Below are 17,178 nucleotides of genomic sequence, written 5' to 3' on the forward strand. Positions count from 1 at the left end.
AAGTCAGCTTTTTGACTCTTATGTGAATTGTTTATTTTCTTTATCTGGGAACTATGTAGGCTATAGGGGAGACTGTAATTCCTAAAGCATATTCAGCCTCATAAAACAGAAGACGGCGTGTTTAGCGTCACGGAAGTCAAAGCAGAGAAATCGGTAAGACTGGGAGGAAAGTAAATGAAGTATGGAAAAATAATTGGTGTAGGTAATACAGCAACTGTGTATGAATGGGAAAAAGGTAGAGTACTTAAACTCTTCTATCAAGACTATCCAAAAGAAGCGATAGAAAAAGAATTTCAAAATGCAAAGGCAATAAGTAATATGGATTTTGCGAAGCCAAAGGTACATGAGATTATTTTTTGCAAAGAGCGAATGGGTATTATATATGACAAAGTAGAAGGTGAATCCCTGTTAAATTGGGTTTTAAAAACTGGTAATGCGCAGGGATGTGCGGTATATATGGCAAAACTGCATAAGACAATCCTTCAGAATAAGATTAGCAATGTGCCCAATTATAAGGAATTTTTAGAATGTAATATAGTGAATGCATCATTAGTTAATTCAAAGAAACGAAAAGAAGTATTGCAAATATTAGATAAACTGAGAAATGGAAATACACTTTGTCATGGTGATTTCCACCCTGGCAATATTTTCATATCGGATGGACATACAATGGCTATAGATTTTATGAATGTGTGCCGTGGAGATTACTTATATGATGTTGCAAGAACTGTATTTTTAGTGGAATATACACCTGTTTCGGCAGAAGTTGAAGATAGAGAAATGTTAATGCAATTAAAGAAAACACTGGCAGACTTATATCTTATAGAAATGAATGTTACTAGAGAAATGATACGGGATTATTTATCAGTTATTATAGTAGCTAGAGAGGGTGAATGCCCTAATGAACAGTTAAGTGCAAGGCAGTAAATAAACACTTTCCAGAACCATCTCTGGTACACGTAAGTCCATTTTTATGGAATATTTATCTGTAAAAGAAAGACGAAAAATGGATGGTAACAAAGCTAATGTCTCTAGAAGATGTTTGGAGATAACAATGATGACAGATGGATAGCGTTTTTAGATGGAAATGGCATAAATTCTGATAGAAAACGAATATTACTTTATGCGATAGTGCACATGCTATGTGTGACTATGGAAACTTATATAGAACTCAAAACAGAAGAAAATAGGATATGGAAAGAAAGTTGTTTGGAAGATATTGATTAATAATAGAACAGGTAGAATCCGGTAACATTTAGAAGAAAAAATATAGAGCGTCAGGTTAGTTGGCTGGCCATTAGTAGGTAAACTCTAAGGTTACAGTACAGGACAACTGTGCCCGGGGAGATGGGCGACCATCGGCTCTATTGGTTATGCTAACATTAATATTAACTTAGTATTACATTTTTCAAATCAGATATTATTTGATCGTTTTGTCGAGCGCTATTATTCTCAATAATTGATTCATAGATCATTTGCACTCCATCCTTTAATATCCGGTATTCATTTGGAGAGAGAAGATCTGGATTATCTGTAATTCTGATTAAATCTAATTTTATGTTATATTTTTTTTCAAGTTCTAAACGCATGCTTTTTATTGAATCAATTAATATACCATTTACTTGTTTATTTACTAATGGTATTAAACTCTCTCCTATTTCGATGATAATATTGTTTTTATAATTATCCATGTAAAACATCCTTTCATTATTTTTTTGGAAATATATTTGTTCTTTAATAAATTCTTTGACATTTATTTTGCTATCATCTTTGCAACTGAGTATATCAAGAACAGTTATTAATATCTGTTTCTCATTATTTAATCTGTTTATTTCGCTGCTTATATCAGACATTCTTTTTTTGAACAAAGACTTAATAGTATTAACATCCATGTTTGTTAATATATTTTTGATTTGAGTTAGTTTTAAGCCAAGGTTTTTGAAGAAAAGTATTAGTTCAAGTCGCTCTATCTGAAGTTCATTAAATTCTCGAATATTTGCTTCATCTCTTCTTGAAGATATTAAGCCAATTTCTTCATAATATCTAATCGTACGTATAGATATCTTATATTTGTGGGCTAATTCATTTATTTTCATTGAGATTCCTCATTTCAATTTTTATGAAGTACTTCATAAATCCATTATAATTGATTACGTAACGGAACTGTCAAACATTAATTTTAGAGCTTAATTAACGTCGAACATAATGTTAGTAGATATATTTTTATCTGAAATCTTATATGGATTTTTGCTTAGAATTCAATTTTTAAAAGATGAATTTAACATATATGTTTTAAAAAACTGTCAAGTCACTGAATATTACCATGATTAACTTAAGGGACTCGATGATTAAGATGATCTTTATAAAATGATAAGCAATAGATATATCTACATAGAGATATAACAAGAACCTAGTGAAATTTGTTATATAAAGCAATAAGGGAAGAAGTACAGCCTTTTGTTTATGAAGTATGCTGCCGTATATATTGACCTAGAAAAATATTGTTAGAAAAGTTAATTAAGAATATAATTTGAACTGAAAAATGAAAGAAAAGTAGCTAAAATATAAAAGACTATAGGCAAGCAAGAATATTTTTAATTACCTATAGTCTTGAAAATTACTTCTAAATAATTAGCTAAGAAATTTTAATAAGTAAAATAAACATGACTACCAATTTTAACTGGTGCTGTTAATATCTTATTATAAGTAGTACTAGTTTTATAATAGTAAGCCTTTGTAGTCACATTGGAAGTAGTACATTTTACTTTATTTATGTCATAAAATGGCATACCATACTGAACGTCATAAAAATGCAATCGTGTTCCTATACTAGTATGTTTTCCACCAGAGTTACCGCTAGGATACTTAAGAGGAATTGAGTCACTATTTACTAGACAACCAGCTAAAAACACACACTCTGCCCATAGCTGTGGGTCATTATATTTTGATGGATTTGCGAAGTAAGGATTACCATCTGAAATTGAAGAGAACTGGTATCTTGCGATAACAACTGATCTAGCAGTTTTAGATGTACCCATTCTATTTTTTATTACTTGTGCAACAGCAAAAGCATTGTCTTCACGTGGAGGGACATTAACAATTTCTGCAAAAATGACTCTTGCAACTAAATCCACATCATTTAAGTTCCGTGCTTCAGGATATAAACTGCCATCATTTGTTTTTGTTATTGTTATAGATTGGCCATAACTTTTGTACTCATTGAAAGTAACATACTGCTCTCTTCCATATCCCCATTCATCTTGAGTCCACTCCATTTCAGCACTCCAGTAAGCTTGAAGCCAATCATCTCCTTCCCAGGCAAAACTGGAAATGGAAGATCCAGTTATTGCTATGGCAAGTACTAAGCAAAACATTAACACTTTCTTGAACATAAAAAAACCCCCTTTTTATTTATTCAAATAGTAAGAGAGAAATATTTACATAAATGTAAAATCGATATATAATTTATATGAAATAATCATAAAAAGATTATTTAGGGAAATAATTCAAAAATAAGTTTATGAGGAGAGAATATATATGCTGAATACTTCTATAACACTAGGTTTATTCATTGTGTTTTTATATTTTTGTTTTAAACCAACTTCAAAGGTTAGAAATTTGGTTTTAATTTTAATAATGCTTTTAACTATAGTAAATGTGCAGAAAAGTAAAACAACTGATAAAGAAATAATTTCTAATTTTGAACAGAATAATTTTGTCAATGATGACATAATAACATCGATTAGAGAACAGTATAAAGGTGATGATCTGATATGGCTGGATAAATTAGATATGACTAATATACATTTTGTTCAATTAGATGAAGATAGTGATTATGAAATAGTGATTTATGACAGAAATTCAGAAATTGAAAAAGAAAATTTTATAATATTAAGTACTGATAATAACAAATATAACATTCTGTTTAGAGGAGTAAATATTGAACAATATTTTGTGACTTCAGACAATAAATTTATTGTCACTACTACAAAACCTAGTGGCATAGGAAGCGGTGTTTTTGGTTCCAAATATATAATATATACTTATGATAATCCTAAATTTAAAATGGTGTGGTCGGGAGACCGGTATATGTTATATAACAAGAATGATACAGATATAGTGGATAAAGTTATTGGTGAAATTGATATAGTTGGTGACGATTTAAAGTATACTTATATTCACTTTGTAACTGATAGTTTAGGACGATATACAGAACACCAAGAACATATAGATAATTACAAGTTTAAGGATAATAGTTTTGAACTTTTAGATTTTAAAGGAGATAAATAGACAAGTATATTAATACCTAAATAATATAAAAATAGAAAAGGAGTCATAGATATGGAAGATAAACGTCTTTTAGAAAAGATTGTGTTAGCAAAAAAAGATGCTGCTAATGCTATATTTTTCATAGATAGATATAAACCTTTAATGATTAGGTATAGTACAATTAACGGTATATTTTATGAAGATTTATACTCAGACTTAGTCGAAATTACATTAATTGCAATAAAAAAGTTCAAATATCCTAACAAAGTATAATATTTCAAAGATTAAAATAAATTTTGTAAAAAATTTTACTTTTATACATATAAACCTCTCTTTTTATTTAAGGGGGGTTATTCTATGTATAATATAGATAATGATCATTTGGAAGAAACGTTTTTAGAAAGATATTTGATTAGCTATTTAAAAAAGTGGTATCTAGGTAAAAGAATTGACTTCATTAAAAAAGATATAAAGAAAAGAGAGGAATTGAGTAATGATATATGTAATAAGAATACTATTGTAAGCGAAGATATAGTAACTCTAAATGAAGATAATTGGATTGAATATATAGAAAATAGAAAAATATTTTACTATTTTAAGAGTTTACCTAAAAATAAAATACAAATAATCTATAAAAATATAGTTGAAAATAAATCATTAACCAATTCAGCTAAAGAAATAGGGATAAGTAAGCAATTAGCATATTCGTATAAAAAACAAATTTTGGAAAATTGCAAAAAAATATTACAAGAATATGACTGTTGAAGTTTGGTAAAAAATAAAGAGAAAGTTATTATAGTTATGCTAATGTATTTAAATACTGAACGGATTCTAGTTAAATTTAGTACATCAATATAATTCACAAGACAAATATGATAGAATATTAACTAACGAAAAAGCTAATGATAACTTACAGTTACTAAGGAAGGTATGTTTAATGGGAACAGGAATACAAATCAAAATAGCAGTCCGAAACCTAGTAGAATTTGTCATGAGAGCAGGGGACTTAGATACTAGGTTTGTTGGTGGAAGCAGAGCACTAGAAGGGACAAAAGCACATCAGAAAATTCAGAAGTCAGCTGGAGAAGATTACGATGCAGAGGTATACTTATCTCATACATTTGAGTACGAAGGATTTACATTTACTATAGACGGAAGAGCAGATGGAATTATAGTTAATGACTATGGAGTAACGATAGATGAAATAAAATCTACTGCAAGACCACTGGATGTAATTGATGAAAGCTTTAACCCTCTACACTGGGCACAAGCACAATGCTATGGATATATTTATGCGTTTCAGAATGAGATAGAGCAAGTAACAATACAGTTAACATACTATCATATAGAGACAGAACAAATAAAAAATATAGAAAGAATATTTACTATAGAAGAGCTTGAAGTATTTTTCTATAGCTTAATTGGTATGTACCTTTCATGGGCAAAACTTACATCAGATTGGAATATAACTAGAAATACATCAATAAAAAATCTCCAATTTCCATTTAATTCATATAGAAAAGGTCAGAGAGAACTTGCAGTTGCAGTGTATAGAACTATAACTGAGAATAAGCGAATATTTGTCCAAGCACCAACTGGTATAGGCAAGACTATTTCAACATTGTTTCCAACTGTTAAAGCAATGGGAGAAGGAAGTACATCTAAGATATTTTATTTAACTGCAAAAACTATTACAAGACAGGTTGCAGAAGAAGCTTTTTTTAAAATGTCAGAAGGTGGACTTAGATTTAAAGTTGTTACTCTTACTGCAAAAGATAAGATATGCTTTAAAGAAGAGTCAAACTGTACTCCTGAAGCTTGTGAATATGCTAAAGGTCACTATAATAGAGTAAATGACGCTCTCATGGATATGCTGACTAATGAAGATACTCTTAACAGAGAAACTATTGAAGAATATGCAAGTAAGTATAAAGTTTGTCCTTTTGAATTTTCTTTAGACTTATCTTTATGGGCGGATTGCGTTATCTGTGACTACAATTATGCATTTGATCCTAGAGTATATCTTAAGAGGTTTTTTGAAGGAAGCACAGAAGCATACGCTTTTTTAATTGATGAAGCACATAACCTTGTAGATAGGGCTAGAGAAATGTTTTCAGCAGAGCTAAATAAAAGGGTGTTTTTAGAACTAAAGAGAAGAATGAAAGAAAAACAGCCTAAAATATCAAAGGCTTTAGGCAAGATAAATTCATTTATGCTTGATATGAAAAAGAAATGCGAAGATGAAGAGCATTATATTGATAAAGAACAGCCAAAAGACTTATATCCGCTTCTTAGACACTTCATAACTGAGTCTGAAGAATGGCTTGTAAATAATCAAGGTTTAGAAGATCATAGTGAACTCCTTGAGCTCTATTTTAATGTATTGTCATTTATAAAAATATCTGAAATGTATGATGAGAGATATGTAACGTATGCAGAAAAACAAGGTAACGAAGTAAGGTTAAAGCTTTTCTGCTTAGATCCCTCATATTTACTAGGTGAAGCAATAAAAAGAGGCAAATCAGCAGCTTTTTTTTCTGCTACACTTACTCCATTAACATATTTTCGTGAAATACTTGGAGGATGTGAGGAAGATTATATAATGCAGCTGTCTTCACCATTTGATAGAAATAACCTATGTCTATGTATGGCAGATTCTGTATCTACTAAGTATAAGGACAGAGAAAACACTTATGATATAGTAGTAGAATATATTAGAACTTTAGTATTACAAAACAAAGGCAATTATTTAGTGTTCTTTCCTTCTTATAAATATATGAATGATGTATATGAATTGTTTGCTGAAAGATATGCTGATATTAATACTATAATACAATCTAATACTATGAATGAAGCTGAAAGAGAAACTTTTCTGGAAAGCTTTAACACTGAATTAGATAGTGCACTTGTTGGATTTGCAGTATTAGGTGGAATTTTTTCAGAAGGTATAGATTTAACCGGAGAAAGATTGGTTGGAGCAGTAATAGTTGGAGTTGGATTACCACAAATTTGTTTGGAGAGAGATATTATAAAAGGATATTTTGATGAAAAAAACAAATTAGGATTTGAATATGCATATATGTATCCTGGTATGAATAAAGTATTGCAAGCAGCAGGAAGAGTTATTCGAACAGAAAACGATAGAGGGGTAGTGCTTTTGATAGATAAGAGATTCTCATATTCGTATTATCAGAAGCTTTTTCCGAGAGAGTGGAATACAAATAATAGAATTAGAAAGCTTAAAGATATAGAAAAAAGTCTTAACTCGTTTTGGTAAGAAAAAAATACCAACAAAAAAATTAAAAAAATATATTGACTTTATTCGTGAGCATGGTATAATTAATTTTGTCAGTAAGACATACAAACAAATCACGCGGGAGTGGCGGAACTGGCAGACGCGCTAGACTTAGGATCTAGTGTCATTGACGTGGGGGTTCAAGTCCTCTCTCCCGCACCATTGAAACCAATGGCTTAACCATTGGTTTTTTTCATATGTTTTTTTGAAATGAATAGTTATATGTTTACTAGGAAAAATAAACTAATGAGTAATAAATAAAAAATTGTATTTTAAATATTTGTTACAATTAATGGCATCATTGGACATGGAATAATTTTATGTTATAATATAATGGTTAATCTTGTAGGAAAAATTATTCGCACTATACATAAAGACAGAATAATGAATTGATTTTATATTGATTCTTATTGTACGGGAGGCAAGGTGTGAATTTGAGATTATATAAATTATAAAGATTTAAGGAGGAGTTTCAATGAGTTCAACTGTAGAAAAAAAAGAGAACAACATAGTTACATTAAAGATTGAGGTTGATGCAGAAACATTTGAAAAAGGTATCCAGCAAGCGTACACTAAAAATAGAAATAAATTCAATATACCAGGATTTAGAAAAGGTAAAGTGCCAAGAAAGATTATAGAGTTAAATTATGGAGTTGGAGTTTTTTATGAAGATGCTATAAACATCGTATTCCCAGAAGCATATGATAAAGCTATAGAGGAACATAAACTAGAGCCTGTAGACAGACCAGTTATAGACGTAGATGAGATTGAAAAAGGAAAACCAGTTGTTTTTACTGCTGAAGTTACTGTTAAGCCAGAAGTTACACTTGGCGAATATAAAGGTATAGAAGCAGAAAAAGTAGAGTATAATGTTACAAATGACGAAGTTGAAGCAGAAATAAAAAAAATACAAGACAAAAACGCAAGAATAATTGAAGCAACAGACAGACCAGTTAAAGAAGGAGACACTTTAACAATTGACTATGCTGGATATGTTGGTGAAGATCAATTTGAAGGTGGCACAGCTCAAAATCAAACGTTAGAAATCGGTTCAGGAAGATTTATCCCTGGATTTGAAGAGCAATTAATTGGCAAGAACAAAGATGAAGAAGTAGAAGTAAACGTAAAGTTTCCTGAAGAATACCATGCAGAAGAGCTTGCTGGTAAAGATGCAAAATTCATGGTTACTATACATGAAATAAAAGAAAAAGAGTTACCTGAATTAGACGATGAATTTGCAAAAGATGTTAGTGAATTTGATACATTAGAAGAATTAAAAAATGATATTAAGGGTAAACTTGAAAAGCAAGCTAAAGATAAAGAAAAGGCAGAAAATGAAAACAATGTAGTTGAAAAAGTTGTTGAATTATGCCAAGTTGATATACCTGAAGTTATGATTGAAAGACAAATAGACAATGATGTTAATGATTTTGCATATAGATTAAGATACCAAGGATTAGACATAGATAAATACTTTGAGCTTACAAATACTAAGCTAGAAGATCTAAGAGAACAATTCAAAGAAAACGCTGGAAAGCTAGTAAAAGTTGATTTAGTTTTAGAGACTATTTCAGAAAATGAAAAAATAGATGCAACAGAAGAGGAACTAAATGCAGAATTAGAAAATATCGCAAAACAATATAATCAAGATGCTGAAAAGTTCAAAAAGAACTTAGGAAACGATGATTTAGAGTATATCAAATTGGGTATAATTAAAAGAAAGACAGTTGAGTTTTTGGTAAACAATGCTAAATTGTCTTAATTCGTAGACCAGGAGGGATATTATGGCTTTAGTACCAGTAGTTGTTGAGCAGACTAATAGAGGTGAAAGGTCATATGATATTTATTCAAGACTTTTAAAAGAAAGAATTATATTTATTAGTGATGAAATAAATGATGTTACTGCAAGCTTGGTAGTAGCTCAATTACTGTTTTTAGAAGCAGAAGATCCAGATAAGGATATTCAGCTTTATATAAACAGTCCAGGGGGCTCTATCACTTCAGGATTTGCTATATTTGATACAATGCAATATGTTAAACCCGATGTATCTACTATATGTATAGGTATGGCTGCTAGCATGGGAGCATTCTTACTTACAGCTGGAGCAAAGGGTAAAAGATTTGCGCTTCCAAATGCAGAGATTATGATACATCAACCACTTGGTGGCACTAGAGGGCAAGCGGAAGATATTAGAATTCACGCAGAGAGAATATTGAAGTCAAGAGAACAAATTAACAAGATATTAAGTGATAGGACAGGACAGCCTCTAGAAAAAATTGCTAAAGATACAGATAGAGATAACTTTATGTCTGCGCAGGATGCTAAAGAATATGGTATAATAGATGAAGTGATAACATTTAAGAAATAACATTTAAGAGAGGTGTCACAATGTCTAGGTTTGATGAAAAACAGCTTAAATGTTCTTTTTGTGGTAAAACTCAGGATCAGGTAAGAAGACTTATCGCTGGGCCCAATGTATATATATGTGATGAATGTATAGAGTTGTGTCAGGAGATAATCGATGAAGAGTTTGAAGAAAACTTGGATTTAGAGATAAAAGACTTACCAAAACCGTCAGAAATAAAGAATGTTTTAGATGAATATGTAATACAACAAGACAAGGCAAAAAGATCATTAGCTGTAGCTGTGTATAATCATTACAAAAGGGTAAATAGAAAAACCTTAAGTGATGATGTTGAACTTCAGAAAAGTAATATTGTTATGCTTGGACCTACTGGGTCAGGTAAAACTTTACTTGCTCAGACATTAGCTAAAATACTTAATGTACCTTTTGCTATTGCTGATGCTACATCCTTAACTGAAGCAGGATATGTAGGAGAAGATGTTGAGAATATACTTTTAAAGCTTATTCAAGCAGCTGATTATGATATTGAAAGAGCAGAAAAAGGTATAATATATATAGACGAGATAGATAAGATTGCAAGAAAATCTGAAAATCCATCTATAACAAGGGATGTCAGTGGAGAAGGAGTTCAGCAAGCTTTGCTTAAAATACTTGAGGGAACAGTAGCTAGCGTTCCACCTCAAGGAGGAAGAAAGCATCCTCATCAAGAGTTTATCCAGATTGATACAACAAATGTACTTTTCATTGTTGGTGGAGCTTTTGATGGTATAGATAAAATAATTCAAAGAAGAACAGAAAAGAAATCAATGGGATTTGGTGCTGATATACAAAGTAAAGAGGTTAAAGAAATAGGCGAATTATTGAAGCATATTCAGCCTGAAGACCTTTTGAAGTTTGGTTTAATACCAGAGTTTGTAGGCAGACTTCCAGTTATAGTTACATTGAATCAGTTGGATAAAGATGCTCTCATTGAGATTTTAACTAAGCCTAAAAATGCACTTGTTAAGCAGTATAAAGAGCTTTTCATGATGGATGGAGTTGAGCTAGAGATAGACAATGAAGCATTAGAGGTAGTAGCTAAAAAAGCTATAGAAAGAAAGACAGGTGCAAGAGGATTAAGAGGAATATTAGAGGAAATCATGCTTGATATCATGTATGATATTCCTTCAAGAGAAGATATAGAAAAATGTGTTATAACTAAAGATACAATAATTAATCAAACTGAGCCAACATTAGTTTTATCTGAAAAAAGAAAAAAGAAGAAAACTAAGAAAGCCAGTGATAAAGAAGAAACTGCATCATAAAAGTCCACTTAATGTGGACTTTTTCTTCGTTTTTGCCACATATTGGTTCATAAGATATTTTATCAATTATAGGATAAAAAAATATATATAACAAAAAATAAATATACATATCTAAAACAACTCACTACATTATTAGTGAGTTGTGTTTATTTTAGGATATATGGTATTTAATTCATAAACAATAGTTTTTTAGGAATGGAGGTAAAGCTTTGGAAAGAATTTTTATTGTAGTCCAGTTTTTCTTTGCTATAGTAATTGGACTGTATTTTTTAAATCTACTTAAAAATCAGAAAGATAATAAATCAGCTGTAAATAGAGAATCGGAGAAGGAAATGAAAAAGTTGAAAAAGCTTAGAGAAAAAAGACTGTCAGTTCCATTATCTGAAAAGACAAGACCTTCAGAGTTTAATGAGATAATAGGACAACAAGAAGGTCTTAAAGCATTAAAAGCTGCTCTTTGTAGCCCGAATCCTCAGCATGTTATTATATACGGACCGCCAGGCATAGGTAAAACAGCTGCAGCAAGAATTGTATTAGAAGAAGCAAAGAAGAATCTATTTTCTCCATTTACAAGAGATGCTAAATTTATAGAGATGGATGCTACTACACTAAGATTTGATGAAAGAGGTATAGCTGACCCGCTTATGGGCTCAGTACATGATCCAATATACCAAGGTGCTGGAGCGCTAGGGCAATCAGGTATACCACAGCCAAAGCCTGGAGCTGTTACGAAAGCTCATGGAGGAATATTGTTCCTAGATGAAATTGGTGAACTTCATCCTATACAGATGAATAAGTTGTTAAAAGTATTAGAGGATAGAAAAGTTTTACTAGAAAGTTCATATTATAGCTCAGAGAACAAGAACATACCTGAGCACATACATGATATATTTCAAAATGGTCTGCCAGCAGACTTTAGACTTGTTGCAGCAACAACGAGAACTTCAGAAGAACTTCCACCTGCACTAAGATCAAGATGTGTTGAAGTGTATTTTAGAAGTCTACAGCCAGATGAAATAGAAATTATTGCAAGGAATGCAGTAAAAAAAGGAGGATTTAGCGTCGATGAGGATGCTATCGAAAAAATAAAAAGTTATGCTACTAATGGGAGAGAAGCAGTAAATATGGTACAGATAGCTGGAGGTCTATGCTTGACTGAAGGGCGACATCATATATCCCTAGAAGATATAGAATGGGTAATAAATAGTGGACATTATAGTCCTCGACCTGATAAAAAAATACACGATACGCCTCAGGTAGGGCTTGTGAATGGTCTGGCAGTGTTTGGTGCGAATATGGGTACACTGATTGAAATAGAAGCAACTGCTATCTCATCATTTACTAAAGGCAGTGGGAAAATCACCGTAACTGGTATAATAGATGAAGAAGAAATGTCATCTACATCAAAAAAACTTAAGAGGAAAAGTACAGCTCAAGGCTCAGTTGAAAATGTACTCACAGTGCTAAAAATATTTTTTGATATAAATTACACTGACTATGACATACATCTTAATTTTCCAGGTGGTATGCCAATAGATGGACCTTCAGCTGGGATCGCTATTGCAGCAGCTATATATTCTTGTATTACAAATATTCCTATAGATAACAAGGTGGCTATGACAGGAGAAATATCTGTTAGAGGAGATGTAAAACCAATAGGTGGAGTTACAGAAAAAATTGAGGCGGCTAAAAGATCAGGCTGCAGTAGAATTATAATTCCAAGAGACAATTATCAAGAGAACTTTAACAAAATAATAGGTATTGATATAATAGCTGTAGAAAATATAAAAGAGGTCATGCAAAATGTTTTATTTAAGCAAGCTGATACAGAGAAAAAATCAAGTGGTGTAGATATTAACAGCGAAGTTTTAATAGCCAAAGGTATTGATATTAGATAAATAGCTACACAATCAAGGGGGTCACTATTTTGAACTATGTTTCCTTGCTTTTTTTCTTCTTTTCTATTATTTTGATTTTAGTCACTCTTAGGCAATATCTGATGATGTGGATTCTTTTAGAAAATGTGAATTTAAAGATGTTAAAATATTTGTTGCCGTTTTGTGAGATAATGTTATTAATATTTTGTGACGAGCTGTTCCTTTTTCCTTCAGTATTCATGTTTTTAGTATTAATATGTAGATTTAATATTTGCGAAGATGAAATTTTTACAAAATATTATATAATCGATAAAACTAAATTTAGTTTTAAACCAATATATGTCATACATGTTTTAATGTTATCTCCTATAATATTTTTAGTTATTGGCTTTTTAGCTGATAAATCATCGGTTTTGTTTGACAATAGTATTTTAAACTATACAATATATATTGAAAGCAATGAAGTATTTTTTCAAAAACAACTTATTGACTATATAGTACTATTTACGGTAACATGTATAATAGCGCCAGTTGTAGAAGAATTTACTTTTAGAGTATTAATATATAGAAGTTGGCTATCTTCATTCACTAACAAAAAAATAATAGCATTATTGATATCGTCTGCTATTTTTGCATTCAGCCACTTTAATATTGCAACATTTGTGTATACTTTTCTAGTAGGTATTATATTATGTTTCATTTATGATGTTTACGGGTATTTATCTAGCGTAACCTTACATATTCTACTAAATGCATATGCCTTTGTTGGAGTATTAGGAATTGTAATTAATTAATAATATATAACTTTATTAGTAACAGTTTCTATAGTTTCATTATATGGATTAATATTAATAAATAAGAGACAATATGCTAAGAGGAAAGAAAAACTATAAGAGTCTAGTATATGAAGATATTTTCTGAAAGGAGTTAGAGTTATGAATAAACAGAGCTATAAAGCTGAAAAGAGAACTATTCCTCTTATTCCGCTAAGAGGGTTATCTATTTTTCCTTATATGGTACTGCATTTTGATGTAGGACGAGATAAATCTATCAATGCCTTAGAACAAGCAATGGTAAATGATTCATTAATATTTTTATCATCTCAAAAAGAAGCAAATGTTGATATGCCTGGTCCTGAAGATTTTTATCATGTGGGAACGGTATGTAAAATAAAGCAAATGCTAAAGCTTCCAGGAGATACAATAAGAGTATTAGTGGAAGGTATTAATAGAGGAAAAATTATTGAAATTATAAAGGATGAGCCTTATTTTGAAGTAGAGATAGAAGAACTCATATATGAAGAGGAAATCAGTAAGGATAAGAGAACAGAAGCACTAATGAGGATGGTAACCGAATCATTTGAAGAATACATAAGTATAGGCAATAAGGTTTCGGGTGATGTTATGGTAACAGTTGCAGAGATTCAAGAGCCTGGAAGATTAGCAGATGTCATAGCATCATATTTATATCTAAGTCCTGAGAACAAGCAAAAAATACTAGAAGCACTTCATCCTTATAAACGATTAGAAGCACTTCAAATAATTCTAAAAGAAGAAATAGAAATATTGAAGCTTGAAGAGAAAATTGGACAAAGAGTGAAGAAGCAGATTAATAAGGTGCAAAAAGAGTATTATTTAAAGGAACAGCTAAAGGCCATTCAGCATGAACTTGGAGAAGATGATGAAATAGTTGATGAAGTAGAAAACTACAAGGATAAGATAGAAAAGATTAAGATGCCGAAAGAAGTAAAAGAAAAGTCTCTTAAAGAAGTTGAAAGATTGTTAAAGCTATCACCTTCTTCAGCAGAAACTGGTGTTATAAGAACTTATTTAGATTGGATAGTTGATCTACCGTGGGATAAAGAAACAAAGGACAGAGTAGATATAAAGAAATCAAGAGAGATATTAGACCAAGACCACTATGGACTTACTGATGTAAAAGAAAGGATTCTTGAATACCTAGCAATAAGAGAGCTTGCTAAAAGTATGAAAGGACCTATTCTATGTCTTGTAGGACCTCCAGGAGTAGGTAAGACATCCATAGCAAAATCCATAGCAAAGGCACTTAATAGAAAGTTTGTTAGAATGTCTCTTGGTGGAGTGAGAGATGAGGCTGAGATAAGAGGTCATAGAAGAACATATGTTGGAGCTATACCAGGTAGAATAGTTTCATCTATTAAAAAAGTAGGTTCAAAAAATCCTGTGTTTTTATTTGATGAGATAGACAAGTTAAGTAGTGATTTCAGAGGAGATCCTGCATCTGCACTACTAGAGGTATTAGACCCAGAGCAAAATAGTACTTTTACAGATCATTTTCTAGAGGCTCCATTTGATCTTTCAAAGGTAATGTTTATTACTACTGCAAATTCCACAGCCACAATACCTGGTCCACTGCTTGATAGAATGGAAGTAATAAGAATATCTGGTTATACTGAGGAAGATAAAGTTCAAATAGCCTTAAGATATTTACTACCAAAGCAAATAAAGGAGCATGGACTAAAGAAAGAAAATATAAATATATCAGAGAATACCTTAAAGGACATTATAAACAGCTATACTAGGGAATCAGGAGTAAGAAGTCTTGAAAGAAATATAGCTAGTGTATGCAGAAAGGTTGCTAAGAAGATAGTAGAAGAAGAAATTGATGTTGTTAGAGTTAATAGTGCTAATCTTCATAAATATTTAGGGATACCTAGATATAGACATGAGAAAGCTCAAGAAGAAAATCAAGTGGGTATAGTAACAGGTCTAGCATGGACAACAGTTGGAGGAGAAACATTGTCTATAGAAGTTACTCCGATGAATGGAACAGGAAAGTTGCAGCTTACTGGACAACTGGGAGAGGTAATGAAGGAATCAGCTATGGCTGGTATAAGCTTTATTAGATCTCGTGCTAAAGAATTTGGAATAGATGATAACTTCTATAAGGATAAGGACATACACATACACATACCAGAGGGAGCTATACCTAAAGACGGTCCTTCAGCAGGTATAACAATGGCTACAGCAGTGATCTCAGCACTCTCAGATATCCCAGTAAATAGAAACGTTGCTATGACTGGTGAGATAACTTTAAGAGGAAGAGTTTTACCTATAGGAGGAGTAAAAGAAAAGGTATTGGCTGCGAATAGAGCAGGTATTACAAAGGTACTATTGCCTTGGGAAAATAAAAAAGACATGGAAGAAATACCTGATAAGATTAAGAGAAAGATAGAATTTGTTCTTGTCAAGACAATGGATGAAGTACTTGAACATGCTCTTGTAAAAAAGGATGATAAAGATGAAAATTAAGAAATCAGAGCTGATAATAACAGCAGCTAAGCCATATCAATATCCACCAGAAGGAGCTATAGAAGTAGCTTTTGCAGGAAGGTCGAATGTAGGCAAATCCTCACTTATAAACACACTAGTAAATAGAAATAACTTAGCTAGAACCAGTGGTCAGCCGGGTAAAACTCAAACTGTAAATTTTTATAATATAAATGATGAATTTAGACTAGTAGATTTACCTGGATATGGATATGCGAAGGTTTCTATGACTGAAAGACAAAAATGGTCTAAAATGATAGAAACATACCTTGTAAATAGAAAAAGCTTAGCTGAGGTTTTACTATTATTAGATATAAGACATGAACCTGGTGATCATGATAAGATGATGTATGACTGGATAAAATCATTTGGATATAATGGTATAATTATAGCAACAAAAGCTGACAAAATTTCAAGAGGACAATGGCTAAAGCATATAACAGTCATTCAGAAAAAGCTTGGAGTAGAGAATAAAGACTTTATAATTCCATTCTCTGCATCAAAGAAGCTTAATGTTGATAAAGTATGGGATACAATAGAAGAAATACTAGAGGTAAACAGTTCAAAGATAGAAGAAGTAAAAGCACAAATGGAGAGTACAACCGAGGAAGAATAATTCCTCGGTTCTCTTATATCTAAATGTAATACATTTACTAATAAAATCTAATCAAATCATATATTCAAAGTAGGAGTAAGAGAAGATTTAGTTTTATTGCATTATTAGTCATAAAATGGTATTGTTATCTTAGTTAGAGGAAA

General features: G+C 31.3%; 15 protein-coding genes and 1 tRNA gene. 14 read left to right on the plus strand and 2 right to left on the minus strand.

Translation table 11 applies throughout. From position 1 onward, the window contains the following. Nucleotides 1–174 precede the first annotated feature (174 nt). Nucleotides 175–927, plus strand: coding sequence for an aminoglycoside phosphotransferase family protein (locus HNR33_RS05365; protein ID WP_429080918.1), 753 nt, complete (start codon nt 175–177; stop codon nt 925–927). Nucleotides 928–1,038: 111 nt separating this feature from the next. Continuing rightward, nucleotides 1,039–1,227, plus strand: coding sequence for a hypothetical protein (locus tag HNR33_RS05370; protein ID WP_429080921.1), 189 nt, complete (start codon nt 1,039–1,041; stop codon nt 1,225–1,227). Nucleotides 1,228–1,388: 161 nt separating this feature from the next. Here HNR33_RS05370 and HNR33_RS05375 read toward each other — a convergent pair whose 3' ends face one another. After that, nucleotides 1,389–2,096 (minus strand): MerR family transcriptional regulator, encoded by a 708-nt coding sequence (locus HNR33_RS05375; RefSeq protein WP_429080923.1) that lies wholly within the window; start codon nt 2,094–2,096, stop codon nt 1,389–1,391. Nucleotides 2,097–2,645: 549 nt separating this feature from the next. Next, nucleotides 2,646–3,392 (minus strand): hypothetical protein, encoded by a 747-nt coding sequence (locus HNR33_RS05380; RefSeq protein ID WP_429080926.1) that lies wholly within the window; start codon nt 3,390–3,392, stop codon nt 2,646–2,648. A 145-nt stretch (nt 3,393–3,537) separates the two neighbouring features. Here HNR33_RS05380 and HNR33_RS05385 point away from each other — a divergent pair, with 145 nt between their 5' ends. The 12 genes from HNR33_RS05385 (at nt 3,538) to yihA (ending at nt 17,035) form a co-directional block, all read left to right on the plus strand. Beyond that, a complete protein-coding gene (locus HNR33_RS05385) occupies nt 3,538–4,290 on the plus strand; it encodes a hypothetical protein (protein ID WP_429080929.1) in 753 nt (250 codons plus the stop codon). A 51-nt stretch (nt 4,291–4,341) separates the two neighbouring features. Further along, nucleotides 4,342–4,542, plus strand: a complete 201-nt coding sequence (locus HNR33_RS05390) for a helix-turn-helix domain-containing protein (protein ID WP_429080931.1) — start codon at nt 4,342–4,344, stop codon at nt 4,540–4,542. A gap of 84 nt (nt 4,543–4,626) precedes the next feature. Then, nucleotides 4,627–5,034, plus strand: a complete 408-nt coding sequence (locus HNR33_RS05395) for a hypothetical protein (protein WP_429080933.1) — start codon at nt 4,627–4,629, stop codon at nt 5,032–5,034. A 172-nt stretch (nt 5,035–5,206) separates the two neighbouring features. Beyond that, on the plus strand, nt 5,207–7,546 hold the full coding sequence (locus tag HNR33_RS05400) for an ATP-dependent DNA helicase (protein WP_429080934.1): 2,340 nt from the start codon (nt 5,207–5,209) through the stop codon (nt 7,544–7,546). A gap of 96 nt (nt 7,547–7,642) precedes the next feature. Beyond that, nucleotides 7,643–7,726: transfer RNA gene (locus HNR33_RS05405), tRNA-Leu, on the plus strand. Nucleotides 7,727–8,039: 313 nt separating this feature from the next. Continuing rightward, nucleotides 8,040–9,326, plus strand: a complete 1,287-nt coding sequence (gene tig, locus HNR33_RS05410) for a trigger factor (protein ID WP_429080937.1) — start codon at nt 8,040–8,042, stop codon at nt 9,324–9,326. 22 nt (nt 9,327–9,348) lie between these two features. Then, entirely contained in the window at nt 9,349–9,933 is a 585-nt protein-coding gene (clpP, locus tag HNR33_RS05415; protein WP_429080939.1) for an ATP-dependent Clp endopeptidase proteolytic subunit ClpP, read from the plus strand. 20 nt (nt 9,934–9,953) lie between these two features. Next, on the plus strand, nt 9,954–11,234 hold the full coding sequence (clpX, locus tag HNR33_RS05420; RefSeq protein WP_429080942.1) for an ATP-dependent Clp protease ATP-binding subunit ClpX: 1,281 nt from the start codon (nt 9,954–9,956) through the stop codon (nt 11,232–11,234). A 209-nt stretch (nt 11,235–11,443) separates the two neighbouring features. Next, a complete protein-coding gene (gene lonB, locus HNR33_RS05425) occupies nt 11,444–13,132 on the plus strand; it encodes an ATP-dependent protease LonB (RefSeq protein WP_429080945.1) in 1,689 nt (562 codons plus the stop codon). 137 nt (nt 13,133–13,269) lie between these two features. Beyond that, on the plus strand, nt 13,270–13,905 hold the full coding sequence (locus tag HNR33_RS05430) for a CPBP family intramembrane glutamic endopeptidase (RefSeq protein WP_429080948.1): 636 nt from the start codon (nt 13,270–13,272) through the stop codon (nt 13,903–13,905). 141 nt (nt 13,906–14,046) lie between these two features. Next, nucleotides 14,047–16,401 carry an endopeptidase La gene (gene lon, locus HNR33_RS05435; RefSeq protein ID WP_429080950.1) on the plus strand — a complete coding sequence of 785 codons (2,355 nt, stop codon included), beginning with the start codon at nt 14,047–14,049 and terminating at the stop codon, nt 16,399–16,401. Further along, complete coding sequence (gene yihA, locus HNR33_RS05440) at nt 16,391–17,035, plus strand: ribosome biogenesis GTP-binding protein YihA/YsxC (RefSeq protein ID WP_429080952.1); 645 nt, start codon at nt 16,391–16,393, stop codon at nt 17,033–17,035. Before lon ends, yihA begins: the two co-directional genes overlap by 11 nt. Nucleotides 17,036–17,178: the final 143 nt, after the last annotated feature.

This window comes from Brassicibacter mesophilus (genome assembly GCF_050433385.1).
Classification (GTDB): Bacteria; Bacillota; Clostridia; order Tissierellales; family Proteiniboraceae; genus Brassicibacter; species Brassicibacter mesophilus.